20 protein-coding genes are annotated in these 22,529 nt (G+C 64.5%); 15 read left to right on the forward strand and 5 right to left on the reverse strand.

Annotated elements, in window-relative coordinates; translation table 11 throughout:
* Positions 1 to 80: 80 nt before the first annotated feature.
* The 7 genes from FFS21_RS28405 to FFS21_RS28435 all read left to right on the forward strand — a co-directional run bounded on the left by FFS21_RS28405 (position 81) and on the right by FFS21_RS28435 (position 8,230).
* Positions 81 to 2,066: a TonB-dependent receptor plug domain-containing protein gene (locus FFS21_RS28405; protein ID WP_137928031.1), complete on the forward strand. Its 1,986-nt coding sequence runs from the start codon at positions 81 to 83 to the stop codon at positions 2,064 to 2,066.
* A 24-nt stretch (positions 2,067 to 2,090) separates the two neighbouring features.
* A complete protein-coding gene (locus FFS21_RS28410; protein ID WP_237380481.1) occupies positions 2,091 to 3,425 on the forward strand; it encodes an HmuY family protein in 1,335 nt (444 codons plus the stop codon).
* Between the two features lie 25 nt (positions 3,426 to 3,450).
* Complete coding sequence (locus FFS21_RS28415) at positions 3,451 to 4,485, forward strand: hemin-degrading factor (protein WP_137928032.1); 1,035 nt, start codon at positions 3,451 to 3,453, stop codon at positions 4,483 to 4,485.
* Positions 4,486 to 4,516: 31 nt separating this feature from the next.
* Positions 4,517 to 5,368, forward strand: coding sequence for a heme/hemin ABC transporter substrate-binding protein (locus tag FFS21_RS28420; RefSeq protein WP_137928033.1), 852 nt, complete (start codon positions 4,517 to 4,519; stop codon positions 5,366 to 5,368).
* The gene (locus FFS21_RS28425) at positions 5,368 to 6,357 is read left to right on the forward strand and encodes a FecCD family ABC transporter permease (RefSeq protein ID WP_137928034.1); all 990 of its coding nucleotides are present in this window, start codon (positions 5,368 to 5,370) and stop codon (positions 6,355 to 6,357) included. Before FFS21_RS28420 ends, FFS21_RS28425 begins: the two co-directional genes overlap by 1 nt.
* Position 6,358: 1 nt before the next feature.
* Positions 6,359 to 7,144 carry a heme ABC transporter ATP-binding protein gene (locus tag FFS21_RS28430; RefSeq protein ID WP_137928035.1) on the forward strand — a complete coding sequence of 262 codons (786 nt, stop codon included), beginning with the start codon at positions 6,359 to 6,361 and terminating at the stop codon, positions 7,142 to 7,144.
* A gap of 102 nt (positions 7,145 to 7,246) precedes the next feature.
* A complete protein-coding gene (locus FFS21_RS28435) occupies positions 7,247 to 8,230 on the forward strand; it encodes a Bug family tripartite tricarboxylate transporter substrate binding protein (RefSeq protein WP_137928036.1) in 984 nt (327 codons plus the stop codon).
* 6 nt (positions 8,231 to 8,236) lie between these two features.
* Here FFS21_RS28435 and FFS21_RS28440 read toward each other — a convergent pair whose 3' ends face one another.
* Together FFS21_RS28440 and FFS21_RS28445 are read right to left on the reverse strand one after the other, a co-directional pair.
* The gene (locus FFS21_RS28440; RefSeq protein WP_137928037.1) at positions 8,237 to 8,779 is read right to left on the reverse strand and encodes a cysteine hydrolase family protein; all 543 of its coding nucleotides are present in this window, start codon (positions 8,777 to 8,779) and stop codon (positions 8,237 to 8,239) included.
* Between the two features lie 190 nt (positions 8,780 to 8,969).
* On the reverse strand, positions 8,970 to 9,902 hold the full coding sequence (locus tag FFS21_RS28445) for a DMT family transporter (protein ID WP_137928038.1): 933 nt from the start codon (positions 9,900 to 9,902) through the stop codon (positions 8,970 to 8,972).
* An 86-nt stretch (positions 9,903 to 9,988) separates the two neighbouring features.
* Here FFS21_RS28445 and FFS21_RS28450 point away from each other — a divergent pair, with 86 nt between their 5' ends.
* Positions 9,989 to 10,855: a LysR family transcriptional regulator gene (locus tag FFS21_RS28450; protein WP_137928039.1), complete on the forward strand. Its 867-nt coding sequence runs from the start codon at positions 9,989 to 9,991 to the stop codon at positions 10,853 to 10,855.
* A 70-nt stretch (positions 10,856 to 10,925) separates the two neighbouring features.
* Positions 10,926 to 11,438 carry a nucleoside deaminase gene (locus tag FFS21_RS28455; RefSeq protein ID WP_137928040.1) on the forward strand — a complete coding sequence of 171 codons (513 nt, stop codon included), beginning with the start codon at positions 10,926 to 10,928 and terminating at the stop codon, positions 11,436 to 11,438.
* Positions 11,439 to 11,464: 26 nt separating this feature from the next.
* Here the strand turns inward: FFS21_RS28455 and FFS21_RS28460 are convergent, their stop codons facing one another.
* The 3 genes from FFS21_RS28460 to FFS21_RS28470 all read right to left on the reverse strand — a co-directional run bounded on the left by FFS21_RS28460 (position 11,465) and on the right by FFS21_RS28470 (position 15,661).
* Positions 11,465 to 13,054, reverse strand: a complete 1,590-nt coding sequence (locus FFS21_RS28460; RefSeq protein WP_137928041.1) for a gamma-glutamyltransferase family protein — start codon at positions 13,052 to 13,054, stop codon at positions 11,465 to 11,467.
* A gap of 74 nt (positions 13,055 to 13,128) precedes the next feature.
* Complete coding sequence (locus tag FFS21_RS28465; protein WP_237380479.1) at positions 13,129 to 14,073, reverse strand: Bug family tripartite tricarboxylate transporter substrate binding protein; 945 nt, start codon at positions 14,071 to 14,073, stop codon at positions 13,129 to 13,131.
* Positions 14,074 to 14,383: 310 nt separating this feature from the next.
* On the reverse strand, positions 14,384 to 15,661 hold the full coding sequence (locus tag FFS21_RS28470) for a 4-aminobutyrate--2-oxoglutarate transaminase (RefSeq protein ID WP_137928043.1): 1,278 nt from the start codon (positions 15,659 to 15,661) through the stop codon (positions 14,384 to 14,386).
* A gap of 119 nt (positions 15,662 to 15,780) precedes the next feature.
* Between FFS21_RS28470 and pdxR the strand changes: the two genes are divergently transcribed.
* The 6 genes from pdxR to FFS21_RS28500 all read left to right on the forward strand — a co-directional run bounded on the left by pdxR (position 15,781) and on the right by FFS21_RS28500 (position 22,358).
* On the forward strand, positions 15,781 to 17,307 hold the full coding sequence (gene pdxR / locus FFS21_RS28475) for a MocR-like pyridoxine biosynthesis transcription factor PdxR (RefSeq protein WP_137928044.1): 1,527 nt from the start codon (positions 15,781 to 15,783) through the stop codon (positions 17,305 to 17,307).
* A 226-nt stretch (positions 17,308 to 17,533) separates the two neighbouring features.
* Positions 17,534 to 18,448: a dihydrodipicolinate synthase family protein gene (locus FFS21_RS28480; RefSeq protein WP_137928045.1), complete on the forward strand. Its 915-nt coding sequence runs from the start codon at positions 17,534 to 17,536 to the stop codon at positions 18,446 to 18,448.
* 162 nt (positions 18,449 to 18,610) lie between these two features.
* Positions 18,611 to 19,255, forward strand: a complete 645-nt coding sequence (locus FFS21_RS28485) for a TRAP transporter small permease (protein WP_137928046.1) — start codon at positions 18,611 to 18,613, stop codon at positions 19,253 to 19,255.
* A gap of 1 nt (position 19,256) precedes the next feature.
* Positions 19,257 to 20,522 carry a TRAP transporter large permease gene (locus tag FFS21_RS28490; protein WP_137928047.1) on the forward strand — a complete coding sequence of 422 codons (1,266 nt, stop codon included), beginning with the start codon at positions 19,257 to 19,259 and terminating at the stop codon, positions 20,520 to 20,522.
* Positions 20,523 to 20,569: 47 nt separating this feature from the next.
* Complete coding sequence (locus FFS21_RS28495; RefSeq protein WP_137928048.1) at positions 20,570 to 21,574, forward strand: TRAP transporter substrate-binding protein; 1,005 nt, start codon at positions 20,570 to 20,572, stop codon at positions 21,572 to 21,574.
* Between the two features lie 100 nt (positions 21,575 to 21,674).
* Positions 21,675 to 22,358 carry a GntR family transcriptional regulator gene (locus FFS21_RS28500; protein WP_137928050.1) on the forward strand — a complete coding sequence of 228 codons (684 nt, stop codon included), beginning with the start codon at positions 21,675 to 21,677 and terminating at the stop codon, positions 22,356 to 22,358.
* Positions 22,359 to 22,529 lie beyond the last annotated feature (171 nt).

Raw genomic sequence — 22,529 nt, forward strand, 5'->3', positions numbered from 1 at the left:
GTTAAGGAAAGTTAATAAAAGTGGATATCAGAATCATTATCATTTGCGTCTGTTTCTAACCGAGCAGGTCCGCCCCCTTCATGCGTCTGAAAACCCTTGCCGTCGTCGCCGGCACTCTGCTTTCCACTGCGCCGCATCTTCGTGCCCAGCCGGTCGCTGCCGATACGTCCCTCTCCACCGTGGTGGTCACCGGCACCCGTTCGGAAAAGACGCTCGACGAGACGCCGATCCGTACCGAAGTGGTCGACCGCCAGGAAATCGAACGTACCCACGCCCGCACGCTCAAGGATGCGCTGGAGAACGTACCCGGCCTGCAACTGCGCGAAATCCACGGCAAATCGGGGTACGAGGTCACGCTGCAGGGCATGACGGCGGATCAGGTGCTGATCCTGATCGATGGGCTGCCCATCACCGCCAGCACTGGTTCGACGGTAGACGTTTCGCAATACCTGCTCACCGAAGTCGATCACATCGAAGTGGTCAAGGGCGCCAGTTCGGCCCAGTACGGCAGCTCCGCCATGGGCGGCGTCATCAATGTGATCACGCGTCCCATCGAGAAGGGTTTCCGTGGTGCAGCCACGGCCGATGCAGGCACCTATGGCGGCCAGAACGCCGACGGCTCGCCCGGCGCGCTGCACGGAAACGTTCGGCTGGAAGGTGGCACGGAGCACTTCCGGGCGCGCGTCAGTGCCGATGCGCTCGATAACAAGGGTTTTGCCGTGGAGCCGGACAACTGGACGCGCCATGGCGACAAGGTGCGCCGCCAGCAGTATTCGGGCCGGCTCGAATGGCTGCCGACGAAGGCAGGCAAGTTCTGGTTCGATGCCAGTGCCTATCGCGAGACCGACGAGCAGCGCTACCAGTATTACGCGCCGCCGCAGTACGTGCCGCAGCGCAAGACCGAGGACATCGACCGCAATCGCTATACGTATGGCGGCCAGTGGGGCTTCGACAATGGCGTGCGTGCCCGGCTGGCCGGTGTGCACGAAACCTACGACAGCACGTCGCGCGAATACTCGAACGGCTTCCAGACTTCCACGCGCAACTCCGCGCAGCAGACCGATCACGTCTCCGCGCAGTTCGACATGCCGGCCTGGTATCGGCAACTGTGGCAGTTCGGCGGCGACTTCCATCGCGAGACGCTGAACCAGAACGTCAACGGTGCCTCCGAGCTTGCGGGCTCGGGCAACGCCGAACGCACAGCGGGCGAGTTGTACCTGCAGAACGACGTCATCTTCAACGAGACCTGGGAAATGGTGTTCGGCCTGCGCGGCCAGCACGATTCCGACTTCGGCAGCCACTTCGCGCCGAAGGTGGGCGTGCGTGCCAACCTGCTGGCCACCGAAACCTGGAAGGGTGTGCTGCGCGCCAACTACGGTCAGGGTTATCGCGTGCCGAACCTGAAGGAGCGCCACTACCTGTTCGACCATAGCTCGCTGGGCTATGTGGTGCTCGGCAACCCGAACCTGAAGCCCGAATCGTCGAACAGCTTCCAGCTGGGCGGCCAGTTGAGCTGGCGCGACCGCGTCACGCTCGATGCGAATCTGTTCTACAACCGCGTGACGGACCTGATCCAGACCGACATGACCAACTTCCAGATGGTCAACGGCATCGCGGTCTACACCTACCGCAACGTGGCGCGCGCCAAGACGCAAGGCGCGGAAACTTCGCTGCGCTGGCGCGCCACCAACACGCTGAACCTGACGGCCGCCTACACCTTCACGGACACGGAAGACCTCAATACCGGCACCGAGCTGACTCGCCGTCCGCGTCATATGGGCCGCGTGGGCGCTGACTGGCGCATCTTCCCGTCTACCGAACTGACCACGCGCGCGCGCTTCCAGAGCAGCGAACTGACCGACTCCGTGACGGGCGCTCGCTCGCCGGGCTGGGGCACGCTGGACCTGGTGCTGAACCAGAAGATCGGACGCAACGTCACGGGCTTCGTCGGCGTCAACAACCTCTTCAATCGTCAACGCGATTTTGCGAATGCCAGTGACTTCGGGCCCGTGGCGGGGCGCTTTATCTACCTGGGCGCACGGTTCAACTTCGACGTCGCTCGCTAACAAGAACTCAACGGGGAAGCACTCATGATGAAGAACGACACACTCTCCTTGCATCGCCGCACGCTGGGCGCAATTGGCGTGGCCGCGCTGGCGCTGACGCTCGCCGCCTGCGGCGGCGGTGGCGACGACAGCACCACCACGACGCCCAGCACCGGTGGCAACTCCAACACGGGCGGCGGCACGACCACGCCGCCGGCAGCCACCACGGCCTTCACGCAATCGGCCGAATGGAGTTTCGCCCTGCCGGCGGCTGGTGCATCGCTCTGCTACGACTTCAACGCAAAGGCCGAGACCGCGTGCTCGGGCACGGCGTGGGACCTGAAGGTCAAGACGGATACGGGTGGCCGTACGGCCAAGCTGTGGACGAACAGCGGCACCAGCGGCACCGGCAACGGCGGCGCGTTCGGCAGCCCGTTCGACCACACCTGGAGCAACCTGTCGGCCTGGAAAAACGCCACGACCGATCCGGTCAACGGCGCCCTGCCCGCAGCCGTGTTCCTGAAGGACTCGGCCAGCGGCGTGTTTGCCAGCACCAACGATATCGGCTCCGCCACGTTCGAATACGGCGTGACCGGCGCGGCGACGGACCACTCGCTGTATCCCACGTTCCGTACGTTCGTGATCACCACGAACAGCGCTGCGGCCGATGCCACGGGCGCTACGCCGTCCACCGTGTTCGCGCTCCAGGTCACCGGTTATTACGGTGGTGCAGGCGGCACGACGTCGGGCTATCCGAGCTTCCGCTTCGTGGATCGCAATGCGCCGGCTACCGTCTACACGGCACAGGTCAATGCCTCGACCGACTGGGTGTACTACGACCTCGTGAACCGCGTCACCACCACCTCGACGGGTACGTGGCATATCGCCTTCAACCGCTACAACGTGAAGCTGAACGGTGGCGAGTCGGGCACGGGCACGGTCGCGGGCTTCCTGGGCAAGACCCCGGCTGGTTTCTATGATTCGTCGAACAAGCCTGTGGCAGCGAAGTTCACCGACGTGAACAACCTGACCGCCACGCTGGCTGACCTGTCCGACCTGACGCTGGCCGTACCGGCTTCTGCCTCGGCGTGGGTCAAGGATTCGACGGCTTCCGTGCTGAACCCGGCCTACACCGGCACGTACCCGAACCCGCTGAACTACGGCTGGTTCTCGTACTTCCCGACCGCTGCAGCCGCCGCCGCCAATGGTCTGCCGTCTGTCGCTCACCTGATCGCGGCCAATACCGATGCCGGCGGCCTGATCCGTGGCGGCGAAGGCACCACGTATGCGCGCTTCCACCTGACGAAGATCGCCTACGCAGACCCGAACGTGAACAGCAGCCAGCAGACCTGGACCATCAATTTCGACGTCCAGCCCTGATTGAATGACTACAGTCCCCACAAACATGACACAACAGGATGTTGAAACGCTGCGCCAACGTCATGAGGCGTTGGTGGCAGCAGAGCCCAAGCTTCGCATCCGAGACCGCGCACAGCGGCTCGGTGCGACGGAGGCCGAACTGGTGGCCGCAGGTTGCGGCCTGGCATCGAAGCAACTCGGCGGCACGGCACAGGAGTTGTTCCGTGACCTCGGTACGCTGGGTGCCGTGATGGCACTGTCGCGCAACGACAATGCCGTGCATGAGCGCCACGGTGCGTACACGGGTATTGAAGCCGAAGGACCCATGGGCATCGTGCTCGGCCCGGACATCGACCTGCGCATGTTCTTTGGCAGTTGGCGGCATTTCTACGCCGTGACGGAGAGCGGCCGCGAGAGCATCCAGTTCTTCGACAAGGCCGGCGATGCGGTGCACAAGGTCTACAAGACCGATGCCACCGACGCTGCCGCATGGCAGGCGTACATCGACCGCCATGCGGTGGATGCCATCGCACCGGTCACAATCGAACCGGTCGTCGCAACCCAGGAAGCCGACGTGCCCGCCGATGGCGATGCATTCCGGACCCACTGGCGCGGCCTGAAAGACACGCACGATTTCTTCTCGATGCTGCGACAGTTCAAGGTGTCGCGTCTCGGCGCGCTGCGCACAGCGGGGCAGGATCTTGCACAACAGGTCAATGACGTGGCCGTGGAAACCGTGCTGCATCGCGCGGCGGAAACCGGCTTGCCGATCATGTGCTTCGTGGCCAATCGCGGCATCGTGCAGATCCACACGGGGCCGGTGAAAAAGCTCGTTCGGACCGGTCCGTGGTTCAACGTGCTCGATCCGTCTTTCAACCTGCACCTCAATACCGAAGCCGTGGTGTCGAGCTGGGTAGTGAACAAGCCGACCGTCGATGGCTGGGTAACGTCGCTGGAGCTGTACGGCGCCAGTGGCGAGCTGATCGTGCAGTTCTTCGGCGAGCGCAAGCCCGGCAAACCGGAACTGGGCGAATGGCGCGCACTGCTCCAGTCGCTGTGTCCGGTGGCACTGGCGGCCTGATGGCAGTGTGATGGCAACAAGGAACCAAGCGATGAAACTGCTGCGCCCTGCGCTGTTGTCCCTGCTGTGCGCGGCAGGTCTTGCCCAGGCCGCGCCGCCTGCCCGCGTTGTCGGGCTCGGTGGCGCGGTCACCGAAATCGTCTACGCGCTCGATGCAGGCAAGACGCTGGTCGGTGCCGATTCGTCGAGCATCTATCCGGCGTCTGCATTGAAGTTGCCGAAGGTAGGCTACTACCGGTCGTTTTCGGTCGAGGGCATTGCGAGCCTCAAGCCCGATCTCGTGCTCGCCTCCGATCAGAGCGGCCCGCCGCAAGCACTGGAGCAAGTGCGCAAGCTTGGCAGCAAGGTGGTGACGCTGCCATCCGAGCCAACGATCGAGGCACTCGATCAGCGGATCATCGGCACGGCCAACGCGCTGGAAATGCCGGAGCGCGGGCGCGCACTGGTCGACAAGCTGCACGCCGAACTGCGCGACATCAAGCCCGTCAGCGGCACGGTGCGCGTGCTGATGGTGAGCAGCCATACCGGCAAGATGCAGGCGGTGGGCGCGGATACGGCCGGCAATGCGATGCTCAAGCTCGCGGGCGCGACGAACGTGCTCGGCAACCAGACCGGCTTCAAGCCGTTCTCTGCCGAGGCAGCGGCGGCACTGAAGCCGGATGTCATCGTCACCACGACGATGTCGGTAGGCGCCAGCGGAAGCGCGGAAGCATTCCTCGCCCAGCCGGGCTTGAACGCCACGCCGGCGGCACGCAACAAGCGCATCGTTGTGATGGATGACCTGCTGCTGCTTGGCTTTGGTCCCCGGTTGCCGGAAGCGCTGCGCCTGCTGCAAACGGGCCTGGTTTCAGCGCCAACTTCGCCGCCATCGGCTGCTCGCTGATGCGCGCGCATCGGCTGGGCGTCTTCACCGCCCTCTGCGCCATGCTGGTGTTCACCGCCCTCTGGGCGGCCGCCAGCGGCGCGCTCTCCATTCCGCATGCCAAGCTGTTGCCGCTGCTGTGGTCGTCGCCCACGGACGGGGATGACGCGATGTGGCGCAACGTGCTGATCGAAGTACGGTTGCCGCGCATCGTATTGGCCGTGACCGTGGGCGCCGCGCTGGCGTTGTCCGGCGCGGTCATGCAGGCGCTGTTCCGCAACCCGCTGGCCGAACCGGGCTTGATCGGCATCTCGCTCGGCGGTGCGGCGGGTGCCGTGGCCGCGATCGTGCTCGGCGCCGAAGGGCTGGGCAGCATTGCACCGGCAGCGTTCCTGGGCAGTCTCATCGCCACTGCGTTTGCGTACCGGCTCGGTTCGCGGCGCGGCGGCGTGGCCAATCTGTTGCTGGCCGGCATCGCCATCAATGCGATCTGCGCGGCTATCGTCGGCTTCTTCACGTATCAGGCCAGCGACGTGCAACTGCGCAATCTCACGTTCTGGAACATGGGCAGCCTTGCTGGTGCTACGTGGCAGATGCTGGCGTGGCTCGTGCCGCTGGTGACCGTGCTCTGCGCTTTACTGCTGCGTGACTGGCGCGCGATGAATGCGCTGCTGCTTGGCGAGCGCGAAGCGCAACACCTCGGTTTCGATCTCAAGCGACTACGGCGCCGGTTGATTGTGCTGACCGCCCTGCTCGTCGGCCCCGTTGTCGCCGTGACCGGCACCATTTCGTTCGTTGGCCTCGTCGTGCCACACCTGATTCGCATGCCACTTGGTGCGGATCATCGTTGGCTGCTGCCAAATGCGATTGCTGGTGGCGCGATTGCCATGACACTCGCGGACTGGCTGTCGCGCACGGTCGTCATCCCCGCCGAACTTCCCATCGGCATCGTGACCAGCATCGTGGGCGGGCCGTTCCTGCTGTGGATGCTGACGCGGAAAAAGACCTGACATGCTGCTCGCCAGAAATCTCCGTTGCACACGCGGTCGCCGCGAAGTGCTCAGTGGTATCGATCTCGAACTGCGCGCCGGGCAGGTGCTCGGTGTGCTCGGTGCGAACGGCGCGGGCAAGAGCACGCTGCTGGGCGTGCTTGCGGGCGAGATTCCTGCGCACGATGCCGCCATCACACTGAACGATCGTGCGCTCGGCAAATGGCCCGTGCAGGAACTCGCGCGCAGCCGCGCTGTACTGCCGCAATCGCCGGGACTTGGCTTCGACCTCGATGTCACCGAAGTGGTCACGATGGGCGCATATCCGTTCCCGGAACTCGACCGCACGGAACTGAACGCGCTCATACGCCGTGCACTCGCCCTGGCCGATGTGCCACACCTGGCCACGCGCGAATACCAGAGCCTGTCTGGCGGCGAGCAACAACGCGTGCAATTTGCCCGCACGCTGGTGCAGGTACTGGCTTGCCGGGAATCGGATACCTATCGTGCGCTGCTGCTCGACGAACCGATCTCGAGCCTCGATCCGCGCCACCAGCTTCTGCTGCTCGACGCCGTGAAGACGCTGAGCCGCACCGATGGCCTGGCGGTGCTCGTTGTGCTGCACGACGTCAATCTTGCGGCGCGATGGTGCGATCAACTGCTGCTGCTCGCCGATGGCCGCACCGCCGCGTACGGACCGTCCGCCGAGGTATTGACCCCGGAGATTCTCGCCAAGGTCTACGGCATGCCGGCAAGCGTGTTGCCATCGCCGGTGCATGTGGGGGTGCCGCTGGTGGTGTTTGGGTAAATCGCCGGAAGTCGGACGCCGTTATATCCATATTGCAGATCAGTTGTTTGGCTGGAGCGGAAGGCGGGGTAACCTGCACGGCCTTTCTGTACGGTTGTCCTCATGTCTTCCCGCTTTCTCCTGCGCAGCACCCTGCTCTCCGTGGCGCTCGGCGTGACCGTTTCCGGCAACGCCCTCGCTGAAACCTATCCCAGCCGGCCCATTCGCCTCGTTGCGCCTTACCCACCCGGCGGCGCGACCGATGTACTGGCGCGTCTGCTCGGCAAGCAGCTTGGCGAACGGTTGGGCCAGCCGGTGGTGGTCGAAAACCGCGCGGGCGCCGGCACCGTGATTGGCGCCAGCTACGTGGCCAAGGCTGCGCCGGACGGCTACACATTGCTGCTGACTGCGGGCACCACGACCTTCACGATCAACCCGGCGTTGCAGCCGAACCTGCCCTACGATCCGATCCGCAGCTTCGAGCCCATCGGCTTTGCCACGCGGCTGCCGCTAGTGCTGGTGGCCAATCCCAAGGCTGGTATTCACAACTTGCGCGACCTCGTGGCCAAGGCCAAGGCGGAGCCGGGCAAGTACAGCTATGGCTCGTTCGGACAAGGCAGCACCGCACACTTTGCCGGCGAATTGCTGTGGAACAGCGCCGGTGTGAAACTGGTTCATGTTCCATACAAAGGCAGTGCACCAGCCATGAACGACCTGATCGGCGGCCAGATTCCGCTGGCCATCGACACGGTTACAGCCGTGGCACCGCAGATCAAGGCGGGGAAAATTCAGGCGCTGGCCGTGACCACGGCACGCCGTTCGGCCCAGTTGCCGGACGTGCCGACTGCTGCCGAGGCCGGCATCCAGGGCGTGGACATCGATGCATGGTCGATCCTCGCCGCCCCGCGCGGCCTGCCCGACGACGTGCGCCAGAAGCTGACCAAGGCGCTCGCCGATACGCTGGCGGACCCGGTCACGCGCAAGCTGCTGGTGGAAAGCGGCTTCGAGCCGCGCTATGGCACCCCTGCACAAGCGCAGGCGCAAATCGAATCGGAACTGCCGAAGATGCGCGCCGTGGCGCAGCGGGCGGGAATCAAGGCGGAATAACGCCGTTCAGGCGCCGCCGCGCAGTACGTCGGCGGCCGCCTGCAGCGTGACCCGTGGGCCAAAGCTGATGATGCCGGCCAGTGTCTGGTTGTGGTGGCGCACGATCTGCGCGGCGCTCAGTTCCCCGCTGGCTACGGTGGTGTGCCCATCGCTCACCAGCGTCACCGGATAACCCAGTGCCAGCGCACGGCGCGTGGTGGTATCCACGCAATACTGACTCTGCATGCCGCAGATGATCAGTTCCTTGACGTCATGCGTCTGCAATACCGCCGCGAGATCGGTGTTGTGGAATGAGTCCGGCGTGGTCTTGCGGACCTGCAGGTCCGAGGCATGTACATCCAGACCCGGAGCAAGCTGCCACCTCGGTGATCCGAACTTCAGGAAATCCGAAGCGGATTCGTGCTGGACAAAAATCACCGGCAAGCCCGCCTCTCGTACACGGCGAGCAATGCCGTTGATCCGCTCGACCATCCCTTCCCAGCCGACACCGGCGTACTCACCTTCACATAGTCCTTGCTGGACATCGATCACGATCAGGGCAGTTGTCATGGCGGTGGGGTTCGGAATTGGGCTGGCGAATGATGCCACACGTCAGGACCCGCCAGCCCTCACCCCCAGTCCCTCTCCCGCTTGCGGGCGAGGGGAGCAAGTCTGGGGCACGTTTGGAAGCCCACGTCCTGCGCTATGCGCTCCCCTCTCCCATGCAGTGGGAGAGGGACTGGGGGTGAGGGCACGCGGTTCAATACTCGACCTCTCCGTGCTTCCGCTCCGCCATCAAAATCGCAGCGGTCATCACGCCGATGCCTGCAATCTGGAGGGTACTGAGACCACGTCCCAACACGAGCCAGTCCATCAGCACTGCCGTGGCGGGATAGACGAACTGGAACACGGCGATGCGCGCGGTGCGCAGCCTTGCCATGCCTGCATAGATCAAGGTATAGGCCAGCGCCGTGTGCACGAGTCCGATCCCTGCGAGCCATGCCCACGACGCGCCGAACGGCGGCCAGCCGTGCTGCAGCGGCCAGGCCAGCAGCACTGTCGTGCCAATCGCGCATTGCCACCATGCCAGCACGCCGGCGCGAAGATTTCCCAATCGGCGTGCAATCAACGTGGCGCCCGCCGTACACAGGGCGCCCAGCAGACAGGCACCTACACCGATCCAGTAGCCCGTGCCTCGCACACTCTCCGCCTGCTCCAGCAGTCCCGTTGCCAGCAACAGTCCGACCATCGCGACCATCACAAAGCCAAGGCGGGCACGGCCAACGGGTTCGCCCAGCCACAATCCGCCAAGCCCCAGCACGAACAGCGGCTGCACATGAAACAGCACCACGGCCATGCCTGCCGAGGTGCGCCCTATCGCGTCGAAGAACAGGCCCCAGCTTGCCACCATCAGCGAGGCGGCAATCAGCACCCACGGCGCGGTATCGCGTGTGAGCCAGACATGGCGCATCTCGCGTCTGCACAGCAGCCACACCGAGAGGCCGACCCATCCAAAGGCGCAGCGCGACCATGCGGCCGTGAGCGGATGCGCGTTGGCCGCGAACACAAAGATGCCGATGGTGCCTAGCAATACGTTGCCGAGCAGGAATGGCAGCGCGCCGCTCCCACTGAGAATCGATCCCCTGCCCTGGTGTGCGGGCAAGCCGCCGTGAAGTGTCTGATCTGATTTCATGGCACCAGTCTGGCGCGTCGCATCGATCATGAAAAGCGCATAATGCGCGATGCATGCTTTCGATAATCGAATGTAGAGAGGCGGCGATGACAACACCCCGTGACCTGCAGATGGACTGGCTCAAATGCTTTGTGGCTGTGGTCGATGCCGGGTCGCTGGCGAGTGCCGCTGGGGAAATCCATCGCTCCCAGTCTGCCGTAAGCATACAGATCAAGAAGCTGGAGGAAGCACTCGGGCAGCGCTTGCTGGAGCGTAGCGCGCGCAATCTGAGCCTGACGCCGGAAGGACAGACACTGCTGGGCTATGCACGGCGGATTCTGGATCTGCACACCGAGGCGCAAGGCGCGCTGACGGGCGAGGAACTGACCGGCCGCGTACGGCTAGGCGTACCGGATGACTACGCCGAGAAGTACCTCACGCCAGTGCTGAAGCGCTTCGCGCCCCGGCACAGCGGCGTGGAAATCGAACTGGTGTGCGAGCAATCCACGTCGCTGATTCCACGCGTGGCCAGCGGCGACCTTGACCTCGCATTGATCTCGCGCGACCACGCACGCCGGGGCACGCTGCTGTTTCATGAGCCGATGGTCTGGGTAGGCTCGCCCGAGTTCGAAACCTGGCGGCGCGATCCGCTGCCCATTGCCGTCTACGAGGATGCGAGCCTGGCGCGTCGGGTGGCCATCCATTCGCTGGCCCAGCAGGGGCGGCGCTACAAGGTGGTCTATCACAGCTCCAGCCTGGCCGGGCAGATCGCGGCCATCGAAAGCGGGTTGGCCGTAGCCGTGCTCACGCAGTGCAGCGCGCCGCCGCATCTGAAGATTCTCGGCAGCGAGCAGGGTCTCGGCCCATTGGGTCCGATGGAAGTGGCGGTGTACCGTAGCCGTGCATCGCGTGGCGCCAAGGCGGTGGACGAACTTCAGGACTTGTTGACGCGTACGTTGCGGCTTGCCGCCTAGTTGCCGGGGCTGGCACGATGCCTGCTATCTCCAGCCCCTGCCTCTTACATCCAGCAATCAGGAATCATCGATGACGACCACTACGTTTCCCGCCCAGGGCCTGTCCCCCACGCCCGACCAGATCCGTCGCCACCTGCGCCGCACGCAAGCCGTAGCAGAACGCGCGATTGGCCTCGGCCATCATCCGTTCGGCGCCATCCTGGTTGGCCCCGATCAGGAAACCGTGTTGCTGGAGCAATGCAACATCGACACGGTCAATCATGCCGAATCCACATTGGCCCGCGTGGCCGCGACCAACTTCACGCCGGAGTACCTGTGGAGTTGTACGCTCTACACCAACGTTGAACCCTGCTGCATGTGCGCGGGCACCGCGTACTGGGCCAACATCGGCCGCGTGGTGTTCGGCATGACCGAGCACGCGCTGCTGCAGGCCACCGGCAGCCATACTGAAAATCCGACCATGAGCGTGCCGTCGCGTTATGTGTTCGACCATTGCCAGAAACCGGTGGAACTGATCGGGCCGGTGCCGGAGATGGAAGCCGAGATCGCTGCGTTGCAACAGCGATTCTGGGCCGGGCGTTAACACCCGGCCGCCTGCTGGCGCGCGGATCAATACCCCACGGCCTGCCCATCGCGTCGCGAATCCGACGCGGCTATGTAGCCGTCTTGCGCCTTGTAGATCAGTTGCGCCGAGCCGAATTCCAGGCTGTCGCGCGGCGCCACTTCCACGTGGTGACCACGTTCGCGCAGCACGGCCACCACATCGGCCGGCAGGTGGGCTTCCACGTTGACCACCGGGCCGTGTTCCACACGGAAGCGCGGTGCATCGCTCATCGCCTGGGGGTTCTGTCCGAAGGCGGCAAGGCGCGCCATCATCTGCACGTGCCCCTGCGCCTGCATCGAACCGCCCATCACGCCGAACGCCATGACCGGCGCGCCGTGACGCGTGACAAAGCCGGGGATGATCGTATGCATCGGCTGCTTGCCCGGCGCCACGCAGTTGGCGTGACCCGGCTTCAGGTTGAAGCCCTCGCCACGGTTGTGCAGGGAGATGCCAGTGCCGGGCACCACCACCCCGGAGCCGAAGCCACGGTAGTTCGACTGGATGAACGACACCATCGAACCTTGCGCATCCGCCGATGCCAGGTACACGGTGCCGCCGGTCTTCGGCATGCCCGCCGAGGGCTTGCCCGCGCGGCGCATGTCGATGGTTGCCGCGCGCTCGGCCAGATAGGCCGGGTCGAGGAAGGCGGCGGGCGGATGCTGCATCGTGGCGGGGTCCGATACGTGCCGGTGCAGGTCCGCGAAAGCCAGTTTCATGGCTTCAACACCAACGTGGTAGAAATCCGCGCTGTCCACGCCCATCGACTCGATATCGAAGCGGTCAAGAATGCCCAGTCCGATCAGCGCCGCAATGCCCTGCCCGTTCGGCGGAATCTCGTGCAGCGTATAGCCACGGAAGTCCTGCGAGATCGGCTCTACCCACGTGGCTTCATGGGCGGCAAGGTCGTCGCCACGGATGGCGCCGCCGGTGGTCTCGGCAAACTCGACGATCTTCGCAGCCAGTTCGCCCTTGTAGAAGCTGGCTCCGTCGCTTTCGGCAATCTTGCGCAGCGTGGCGGCCTGTTCCGGAAAGCGCCAGCGCTCGCCAGCCTGCGGTGCACGGCCATCGCGCAGGAATGCCTGGGCAAAGCCCGGTTGCTCGCGCAGCACCGGCACCTGTGCCGCCCATTGGCGCGCGATCTGCGGTGAGACCAGGAAGCCGTGCTCCGCGTATTCGATAGCCGGCTCGAACAATTTGGCGAAAGGCAGCTTGCCGAAGCGCTTGGACAACGCCTTCCATCCCGCTACCTGACCCGGCACCGTCACGGTGTCCCACCCCACCGACGGCATCTTGTCGCGCCCCGCGAAATGATCGAGCGTCCATGCAGCGGGGGCGCGGCCACTCGAATTGATGCCATGCAGACGCCCCTCATGCCAGACCAGCGCAAACATGTCGCCGCCAATACCGTTCATGACTGGCTCCACTACCGTCAGCGCAATGGCGGTGGCAATGGCACTGTCGATGGCATTGCCACCGGCATACAGCATGCGCAGGCCGGCCTGGGCCGCCAGCGGCTGGCTGGTGCTTACCGCGTTGGCGGCCAGCAGCGGCATTTTCTGCGAGGGATAGGGGAAGGACCAGTCGAAAGGCAGCATGGGAATCTTGTTCGGTATGTCTGTAAGGATGGGAGCGTGGCGCTGCCTGAGCGCCACGGTAGATCGACGAACGCTTACTGTAGCGTGACGCCAGCCTGCTTCACGAGCTTCTCGGTGCGGGGAATCTCCGCGTTGACCATCGCCGTGAAATCGGCCACGCTGCCGCCGCGCGGCTCGGCGCCGGTGACGGCCAGCTTCTCACGGAAATCCGGTGTGGCCAGCAGCTTGTTGATCGACACGTTGAGCTTGGTGACCACCTCGGCCGGTGTGCCCTTGGGCGCGACGATGCCGTACCACGGCGCAATGTCGAAGCCTGCATAGCCCTGTTCGGCAATCGTGGGGATCTCCGGCGCTTGCGGCGAGCGCTTCGCAGTGGACATGCCGAGTGCGCGCAGCTTGCCCGACTTCACGAACGGCAAGCCCGTCATGATGGTGTCGAAGTACATCGACACCTGTCCCGCCAGCAGCGCGGGAATGGCCTCGCCTGCACCCTTGTATGGCACGTGGACGATATCGATGCCCGCCACGGCCTTCAGCATCTCGCCCGCGATGTGCGAGGTCGTGCCCGAGCCAAACGAGGCATACGTCAGCTTGCCGGGATTGGCCTTGGCATACGCCACCATCTCGGGCAGCGTGCGGAACGGCAGCGACGGATTCGACATCAGCAGATTCGGCGTGATGGCAACGACGGCCACTTTCTCGAATGCATCGGGGTCGTAGCTGAGCTTCTTGTAGAGGAAGCGGTTCGTCACCATCGATGCAGGACCGGACATCAGCAACGTATAGCCGTCGCCGGGCGCGCGCGCCGCGGCTTCACTACCGATCATCGCGGCAGCGCCCGGGCGGTTCTCGACCACGAAGGTCTGGCCGTATTCCTTGCCCAGTCCCACGCCAAGCTGACGGGTGATGAGATCGGTGGCGGAGCCTGCCTGGAATGGCACGACGATGCGGATGGGCTGGGTCGGCCAGTCGCGTGCGGCTTGTGCCGAGGCCAGCGATGGGACAGTCGACAAAGCCATCGACGATACTGCTAGCAGCGTGGTGGACAAGAACGTCCGGCGTGATGTGGAACGGTTGAAACGCATGTCTGTACCCTCTTTGAATCGAACAAGTGCCACGTGCCGGCGATCCGTTGCGTGGTGACCTGTCTTGCGCAAAATGCGTACCACTGAAAAATTGCCTGTGTCGGGATGCGTGTTTTCCGCACCCTTCCGGTGAGGGAAGTTTGCGGAAGGCGTGCACCGCGTTGAGGCTGCGGCATGCCACAAGATGTTGCGAGGCAAGGGTCAGGGCACCATGCAGGGGCGCCCTGAGCCATCCCATCCAACGCTATGCGGCCAGCGCCTGCGTCAGCACGGCCAGCGCTGCATCGAACTGATCCTGCGGAATCGTCAGCGGATAGAGGAAGCGGATCACGTTGCCGTACGTGCCGCACGTCAACAGCACCAGCCCTGCTTCGAGCGCGCGCTTCTGCACGCGCAACGCGGCCTCGGCGTTCGGGGCACCCGTTGCCGGATCGCAGAACTCGGCCGCTACCATCGAGCCCAGGCCGCGCACCTCGGCCAGCGCGGGGCACGTTGCGCGCTGCGCGTTCAGGTGCGCCTGCAACTGTTGCCCCAGTGCTGCGGCGCGTTCGCACAAGCGTTCCTCGGCAATCACGTCGATCACTGCATGCGCGGCCGCCACAGCCAGCGGATTGCCGGCATAGGTGCCACCGAGTCCACCGGGCAGCGGCGCATCCATGATCTCGGCGCGGCCACTCACCGCCGACAGCGGCATGCCACCGCCGAGGCTCTTGGCCATCGTGATCAGGTCCGGCTGCACATCGAAATGCTCCATCGCGAACAGCTTGCCGGTGCGCCCGAACCCGGTCTGCACTTCATCGGCAATCAGCACGATGCCGTGACGGTCGCACACCGCACGCAGGCCGCGCATGAAATCGGCCGGTGCCGGTTGGAAGCCGCCCTCGCCCTGCACCGGCTCGATGATGATGGCCGCGACGCGATTCGGATCGATGTCAGTCTTGAACAGACTTTCCAGCGCCTGCAACGCCTGGGCGGTGCTGACGCCATGCAGCGCGTTCGGGAACGGTGCGTGATAGATGTCCGACGGGAATGGCCCGAAGCCCACCTTGTACGGCGTCACCTTGCCGGTCAGCGCCATGCCCAGCAGCGTGCGACCGTGGAAGGCGCCCGAGAAGGCGATCACGCCAGCGCGACCGGTATGGGCTCGCGCGATCTTGACGGCGTTCTCCACCGCCTCGGCGCCCGTGGTGAACAGCGCGGTCTTGTTCGGTCCGCCGTTGGACCCGCCTATGGGGACGATTTCGTTCAACCGCTGGGCCAGCGTGATGTAGCCCGCGTAAGGCACCACCTGATAGGCGGTATGCGTGAATCGCTCCAGTTGCGCGGCAATCGCCTGCATCACGCGCGGATGGCGGTGACCGGTGTTCAGCACCGCGATACCGGCCGCAAAGTCGGTGAACTGGCGGCCTTCCACATCCCACAGCGTGGCGTTCTCGGCGCGGTCGGCATGGAAATCGCACATCACGCCCACGCCACGCGGCGTGTGCTGGGCTCGGGACTGGTTCAGTTCTTGATTCTTCATGATGGGGGCAGGATCGAAGGGGATCGACGGGATCGACGGGATCGAAAAAGGAACGGCCCCATTGCAATCTGTTTTGGCCCTACAATCTAGCGCCACTTTCACAAATCAGATGGTGCCAATTGAAATCGATCTGCGGTGACCTGCTGCTTCAGCGGCTCGGCCCCGATGGGACGGCGGCGCTGGCCCGCCCGCTCAATCGCGGGCTCTATGCGTGCATCCGGGGCGCGATCCTCGACGGCGCGCTGGCCAGCGGCACCCGCCTGCCGCCGCAACGCGATCTCGCTGCCGAACTGGGCTTGTCCCGCAATACAGTGATGTACGCGTACGAGCAACTGCTGGCGGAGGGATATCTGCGCGCCCGCACCGGCAGCGGCACCTTCGTGGCCGACACCGCGCCGGAACGCTTTCTGAATGCGACCGCTGCCGAATTGACTGCGCAGGCCGCGCCCGAGATGCCGGGCCTGTCGCCACGGGGGCAACGTCTGCTGTCGAGTGCATCGGCCTCGCCCGTGCAATGGGGCGCCTTCATGCCGGGCGTGCCGGACCTGCGCCGCTTTCCGCATCGGCGCTATGCGCAGATCGCCGCGCGGCTCTGGCGGCAGCCGCAGCCGGAGTGGCTCAGTTACAGCCACGGCGGCGGCCTGCCCGCATTGCGCGAAGCGGTGGCGGCCCATCTGCGCGTGGCCCGCTCCACCCGTTGCGACGCGGACCAGATACTGATCACGGAAGGTATCCACCAGGCCATCGACCTCGTGGCGCGCATGCTGGGTTCGCCGGGGGATCAGGCGTGGGTGGAAGAGCCCGGCTACTGGGGCATCCGGGGCGTGCTGCAACTGAGCGATATCGGCATGACACCCATGCCCGTGGATGCAGAAGGCATGACGCTGCCTGCCTTCGACGATTCCGATGCGTCCCCCACGCCGCCGCCCCGCTTCATATTCGTCACGCCCTCGCACCAATATCCGCTTGGCGCGGTGATGAGCCTGCGGCGGCGCCGCGCGCTGCTGGAAGTGGCGCGCCGCCATGGCAGCTGGATCGTCGAGGACGACTACGACAGCGAGTTCCGCTATGCGGGTCAGCCGATCCCATCGCTGCAAGGCATGGAGCCCGATGCGCCGGTGATCTATATCGGCACATTCAGCAAGACGCTCTATCCCGGCCTGCGCATGGGTTACATCGTCTTGCCGAAGGCCCTGGCCGCTGCCATGAAGACCGCCCACGCCGATCTCTATCGCGCGGGGCACCTGATTACGCAGGCCACGGTGGCCGAGTTCATCCAGGCCGGCGACTACGCCGCGCACATCCGCCGGATGCGACCGCTCTATGCTCGACGGCGTGCCGTGCTGTCCGGCCTGATCGAACGTTACCTTGGCCCCGACGCCCTGCACGAGCACGCCAGCAACGCCGGCCTGCACCTCGTGCTGCGCCTGCCCGACCACGTGGACGATGTGGCGCTGGCCAATCTCGCCCGGGATCGCGGCATTCTCGTACGGCCACTGTCACGGTACTTCTCCGGCGCAGCCGTGCAGCGTGGCCTGCTGCTCGGCTACGCCTGCGTGCCCGAGGAAGAGATCGGCCCGGCCTTCGACGTATTGCTGGGTTGCGTGCTGCCCATGCTGGAAAACGCCAGCCGCAAACGGGCCTGACTCGCCCAAGACGCCCCCTCCTCCTCAAGCCGGTGCGCCGTGAATCGCCACGGTGCACGCCGCGCCCAACCATCGCGCATCGCCCCCTTCAACACCCATCTCACACCCCTTTCAATCAGGGATTCCACTGGCATTGCTCTTGCTAGATCTTTCCCGGAAGATATCCTAAATATATTTACAGGATATTTAAGACGCATTCCCCTGTGTTCCCAACCGAGGAGTTTTCATGAGCAATCCCCGCTGGACCGGCATCTTCCCGGCCGTCACCACCAAGTTCCACGCCGACGAACGCATCGATGCCGAAGGCACGATCCGCCATATCGACTTCCAGATCCGCAACGGCATCCATGGTCTGGTCACGTGCGGATCGCTGGGTGAAGCCAGCACGTTGTCGCTCGAAGAGAAGCTCGACGTGGCGCGCATTGCGCTGGAAGCCGCAGACGGCCGCATTCCTGTGCTGGCCAACGTGTCGGAGACCAGCACGCGCGACGCGCTGCGCTATATCGATGGCGCCAACAAGCTCGGCGTGGCCGGCTTCATGCTGATGCCCTCGGTGATCTACGTGGCCGATGCCCGCGAAGCCATGCAGAACGTGCGCACCATGGCCGAGGCCGCGCAGAATCCGGTGATGGTCTACAACAACCCGGTTGCCTACCGCGTGGACCTGAAGCCCGAGCACATGGCCGAGCTGGCCGACTGCAAGTGGATCGCCGCCGTGAAGGAAAGCACCGGCGACATCCGCCGCGTGACGGACCTGCGCAATACCGTGGGTGACCGCTACCAGATCTTCATGGGCGTGGATGACCTGGCCTACGAAGGGCTCGCACTCGGTTGCGACGGCCTGCTGGCCGGTGTGGGCTGCGCGTTCCCGCGCGAGACCGTGGCGCTCTTCGATCTGATGAAGGCCGGCAAGTTTGCGGAGGCGCTCAAGCTCTACCAGTGGATGACGCCGATGCTCCACCTCGACGTTTCCAACAAGCTCGTGCAGAACCTGAAGCTGATCGACGTGCTCGTCGGCGTCGGCTCCGAGCATATGCGCCGCCCCCGCCTGCCGCTGATCGGAGAAGAACGGGCCTTTGTCGAGCGCGTGGTGCGCCAGGCGCTGGAAACGCGTCCCACGCAGTACCAGTCGGTGGCCTGAGGCTTCCTCCTGTCCGGTAGTGGATGCCAGCCACTGGCATCCAACTTGCTGCATCCGCTGCAAATATATTTGAAATATCCGCCAGCGCCCCGCGGCTGCGCATCATGCACCAGCGCGCGGCGACGGCGGAACGCAGGACCCCTCGACATGGAGCCTTCCGCAATGCCCGACCCCTCCCTCACAGCGGACGTCGATGCCCCCGTCAGCGCGCCCGTGGCCCGGCCCGTACGCTGGGTGCTTGCGCTGTCCGACGCGGTGCTTGCCACCGAGCGCTATCTGCTCGGCGGCCTCATGACGCTGCTCGTGGTGCTGATTCTGCTCAACGTGGTGACACGCTATGCGGGACTGCCGCTGTACTGGGTGGACGAGGCGTCGGTCTATGCCGTGGTGTGGCTCACGTTCGTGGGCGCATCGGTCATGACGCGACTGCGGCTGGACTTTGCGGTGGGTCTGCTGACCGATCACTTCGGCCCGAAAGCGGCCAAGGTTGCCAAGGTGGTGTCCACGGGCGGCGTGCTCGTGTTCGGCCTCGCGCTGGTGTGGATGTGCTGGCTCTGGATGGACCCAGTCGGCATCGTCAGCTACCACTTCGACGCGAAGGAATTCGCCGCCGAGACGTTCAACTTCCTCTACACCGAACACACGCAGACGCTGGAATGGCCGATGTGGGTGCTGCAACTGATCATGCCGCTGTGCGCCATCACCATCAGCCTGCATGCACTGGCCAATCTGCTGGAAGACCTGGAGCTGGCGCCGCGCCGCACGTTCCCCGAATTCCAGGTAGGCAACTCCGAATCGGTGAACTGACATGGTGACCACCCTATTCTTCTGCGCCGTGCTGCTGGCCGGCGTGCCGATCGGCATCTGCCTGTGCCTGTCCGGACTCGCGTTCATCTTCGCCACGGGCGATACCGTGCTGTTGCAATCGTTCCCCACGCAGATGTTTGCGGGCGTGGACAGCTACGGCCTGATCGCCATCCCGTTGTTCATCCTGATCGGGGAGATCATGAACAGTGGCGGCATCACGCGCCGGCTTGTCGATCTGTCGATGGCGTTCGTCGGCTCGGTCAAGGGCGGGCTGGCCTACGTGAACATCCTGGCCAACATGCTGGTGTCATCGATCATCGGCTCGGCCACGGCACAGGTGGCGATCATGGCGCAGGTCATGGTGCCCGAGATGGAAAAACAGGGCTACGAGAAAACGTTTGCCGCCGGCCTCACCGTCTACGGCGGCATGCTGGGGCCCATCATTCCGCCCTCGGTGATGTTCGTGGTCTACAGCGTGCTGGCGCAGGTAGCCGTCGGCGACATGCTGATCGCGGGCATCCTGCCCGGCGTGCTGCTCACGCTGCTGTTCTTCGTGATCATCGCGATCATGGGGTTCTTCTACAACTACCCGCGCAGCGCCCGCAAGACCTTGCGCGAGCGCGCGATGACGGTGCTGACGGCCAGCCCCACGCTGCTGATCCCGATCGTGATCGTCGGCTCGATTCTCGGCGGCGTGGCCAATCCCACCGAAGCCGCTGCCGTGGGTGCAGTGGCCGCAGCACTCGTGGGCCGCTACGTGACCAAGGAATTCGATCTCCGCACGATGCCGGCCATCCTGCTGCGCTCGGCGATCTACTCCGCCATCGTGCTGTTCCTGGTGGCCGCTGCTGCCGTATTCTCGTGGCTGCTGATCTACGGAAAGATTCCGCAGATGGTGGCAACGTGGATCCAGACGGTGGCGCACAACCCCATCCAGTTCCTGCTGCTGGCCAACGTCATTCTGCTGATCATCGGCACGGTAATCGACGGCATCCCGGGCCTGATCATGACGGTGCCCATCCTGCTGCCGGTGGCCACCGAGGTCTATCACATCGATCCGCGACATTTCGGGGTGGTGATCGTTATCAACCTTGTGCTCGGGCTGATGTCGCCGCCCGTGGGACTCAGTTTCTTCGTCGCCTCGGCAGTCACCGGCGCCAAGCCCGGCAAGATGTTCATGATCACGTTGCCGTTCTTCCTGATCTCGTGCGTCGGCCTGGTACTGCTTTCGCTGTTCCCCAGCCTTTCCATCGGACTGCTGAACTGAGTCCGCTTCCCCATCGAACCCGTTGATACGAAAGCAAGGAGCCTGCCATGACCGCCCTCTTTACCCGTCGTCGCTTTATCCAGACCGCCGCCGTTGCCACCGCCGCGGCGCCGCTGGTGATCACCTCCACCACGCGCGCCGCCACGCAGAAAGAATTCCGCCTGGGTCTGATCACGCCCGCGGGTCACTCGTGGAATCGTGCCGCCGTGGCGTTTGGCGAATCGCTCAAGAAGGAAACCAATGGCCGCCTCAGCGTCACGGTGTTCCACTCGGGCCAGCTCGGCAACGAATCCGCGATGATGCAGCAACTGCAATCCGGCGCACTGGACATGGGATGGATTCAGGCTGCCGAACTGGGCTCGCGTGTCTCCAGCGTGGCCGCCATCAACGCGCCGTATCTGGTGCGCTCCACCGGCAGCGTGGCCAAGCTGGTACGCACGCCCGCTGCGTTGAAACTGCTCGACGCCCTGCCGCGTGAAACGGGCACCATCGGCCTGGGATGGGGCATTACCGGCATGCGCGTGGTGTTCGCCACCAAGGACATCAACTCGCCGGACGATCTCAAGGGCATGAAGCTGCGGATCAACCCGACGCCGGTCTATCGCGATTTCTACTCGATGCTGGGCGCCGCGCCCACGCCAATTCCCACGCCCGCCGTGTTCGATGCGATGACCAATGGGCAGGTAGACGGGCTGGAGGCCGATATCGAGCTGTCCTGGAACCAGCGCTACGACAAGATCTCGAAGTCGCTGCTGCCGATGAACGCACTGTTCATGCCCTTTGCACCGCTGGTCTCGGGCCGCATCTGGGCCAGCCTCGACGCCAAGGACAAGGATCTGGTGCGCGGCCTGGTCACGCAGGCGCTGAACAACCAGATCAACGATATCGTGACCACAGAGGCGGGCCTGATCGAGAAGCTCAAGCAGTCGTCGGTGACCTTCAAGAGCGCGTCGAACTACGACCCGCAGCCTGCCATCCAGAAGTTCGATGCGTTGTGGGTGGCCAAGGCCCCTGCGATCCCCGAACTGCGCAAGATCGGCGCCACGCTCTGAGCCTCCGCGTCGGGCGCCACGCGTACGGCATAATGGCGCACCGCCCCAGAAGGCGGTGCGCACGCCCGCTCGCGTGCGCCACGCGGCTTTCCTGCACGAGATGCCTACGCCAAAAACCACCACTTCAGGCGCGCCCGCCGTCGACAACGGCAAGCGCCGCGCCGCAGACGTTGCCTACGACCGCATCGAAACGCTGATTTCGAAGCTGGAGATCGCCCCCGGCAGCCCCGTGGTGGAAGCCGAACTGGCCGAACTGACCGACCTTGGCCGCACACCGGTGCGCGAGGCGCTGATGCGCATGGTGTCGATCGGACTGGTGGTGCAACAACCGCGCCGTGGCCTGATGGTCTCGACCATCGACGTCATGGACCACCTTGACGTCATCGCCACCCGCCGTGTGCTGGAACGACTGATCGCCACCCACGCGGCACGCCGCGCCACAGACGTGCAACGCAAGGCGCTGCTCAACAGCGCCCAGAAAATGGTCAAGGCCGCCCAGCGCGGCAACCTCGACGAATACATGGCCGCCGACCAGGCGCTCGATCACGTCAACCACGCGGCCTGCCGCAACCGCTCCGCCGTGAAGGCCGTGGTCCCGCTGATCGTGCAATGCCGCCGCTTCTGGTACGCCTACCAGCACGAAGGCGAAATCGCCGAAGGCGCGCAGGCCCATCAGGCGATGGCGCAGGCGATTGCTACCGGAAATGAAGCTGACGCGGCCAAAGGGGCGGATCAGTTGATGGACTATCTGGAGAGGTTTGCGAGACGGGTGATTGCGGGGTAGTTGTCTCCCCTCTCCCGCACTGCGGGAGAGGGGTTGGGGGAGAGGGCAAGAGGCTCTGCGGGCCTGTCAGTTTTTTTGTGTGCAGGACAGCTAGAGGCTTGCCGGTCGAATGGATTGGCAAGCCTGCATTCTCTCAGAGGTGCGGGTGGGTAAATCGGTCTTCGTACAACA

It is taken from the genome of Cupriavidus sp. 2SB, assembly GCF_005503625.1.
Classification (GTDB): Bacteria; Pseudomonadota; Gammaproteobacteria; order Burkholderiales; family Burkholderiaceae; genus Cupriavidus.

Excerpts from the sequence above, each read along its gene's own strand:
- FFS21_RS28405 (WP_137928031.1), top strand. The coding sequence starts at position 81 with ATGCGTCTGAAAACCCTTGCCGTCGTCGCCGGCACTCTGCTTTCCACT.
- FFS21_RS28410 (WP_237380481.1), top strand. The coding sequence starts at position 2,091 with ATGATGAAGAACGACACACTCTCCTTGCATCGCCGCACGCTGGGCGCA.
- FFS21_RS28415 (WP_137928032.1), top strand. The coding sequence starts at position 3,451 with ATGACACAACAGGATGTTGAAACGCTGCGCCAACGTCATGAGGCGTTG.
- FFS21_RS28420 (WP_137928033.1), top strand. The coding sequence starts at position 4,517 with ATGAAACTGCTGCGCCCTGCGCTGTTGTCCCTGCTGTGCGCGGCAGGT.
- FFS21_RS28425 (WP_137928034.1), top strand. The coding sequence starts at position 5,368 with ATGCGCGCGCATCGGCTGGGCGTCTTCACCGCCCTCTGCGCCATGCTG.
- FFS21_RS28430 (WP_137928035.1), top strand. The coding sequence starts at position 6,359 with ATGCTGCTCGCCAGAAATCTCCGTTGCACACGCGGTCGCCGCGAAGTG.
- FFS21_RS28435 (WP_137928036.1), top strand. The coding sequence starts at position 7,247 with ATGTCTTCCCGCTTTCTCCTGCGCAGCACCCTGCTCTCCGTGGCGCTC.
- FFS21_RS28440 (WP_137928037.1), bottom strand. The coding sequence starts at position 8,779 with ATGACAACTGCCCTGATCGTGATCGATGTCCAGCAAGGACTATGTGAA.
- FFS21_RS28445 (WP_137928038.1), bottom strand. The coding sequence starts at position 9,902 with ATGAAATCAGATCAGACACTTCACGGCGGCTTGCCCGCACACCAGGGC.
- FFS21_RS28450 (WP_137928039.1), top strand. The coding sequence starts at position 9,989 with ATGACAACACCCCGTGACCTGCAGATGGACTGGCTCAAATGCTTTGTG.
- FFS21_RS28455 (WP_137928040.1), top strand. The coding sequence starts at position 10,926 with ATGACGACCACTACGTTTCCCGCCCAGGGCCTGTCCCCCACGCCCGAC.
- FFS21_RS28460 (WP_137928041.1), bottom strand. The coding sequence starts at position 13,054 with ATGCTGCCTTTCGACTGGTCCTTCCCCTATCCCTCGCAGAAAATGCCG.
- FFS21_RS28465 (WP_237380479.1), bottom strand. The coding sequence starts at position 14,073 with ATGGCTTTGTCGACTGTCCCATCGCTGGCCTCGGCACAAGCCGCACGC.
- FFS21_RS28470 (WP_137928043.1), bottom strand. The coding sequence starts at position 15,661 with ATGAAGAATCAAGAACTGAACCAGTCCCGAGCCCAGCACACGCCGCGT.
- FFS21_RS28480 (WP_137928045.1), top strand. The coding sequence starts at position 17,534 with ATGAGCAATCCCCGCTGGACCGGCATCTTCCCGGCCGTCACCACCAAG.
- FFS21_RS28485 (WP_137928046.1), top strand. The coding sequence starts at position 18,611 with ATGCCCGACCCCTCCCTCACAGCGGACGTCGATGCCCCCGTCAGCGCG.
- FFS21_RS28490 (WP_137928047.1), top strand. The coding sequence starts at position 19,257 with ATGGTGACCACCCTATTCTTCTGCGCCGTGCTGCTGGCCGGCGTGCCG.
- FFS21_RS28495 (WP_137928048.1), top strand. The coding sequence starts at position 20,570 with ATGACCGCCCTCTTTACCCGTCGTCGCTTTATCCAGACCGCCGCCGTT.
- FFS21_RS28500 (WP_137928050.1), top strand. The coding sequence starts at position 21,675 with ATGCCTACGCCAAAAACCACCACTTCAGGCGCGCCCGCCGTCGACAAC.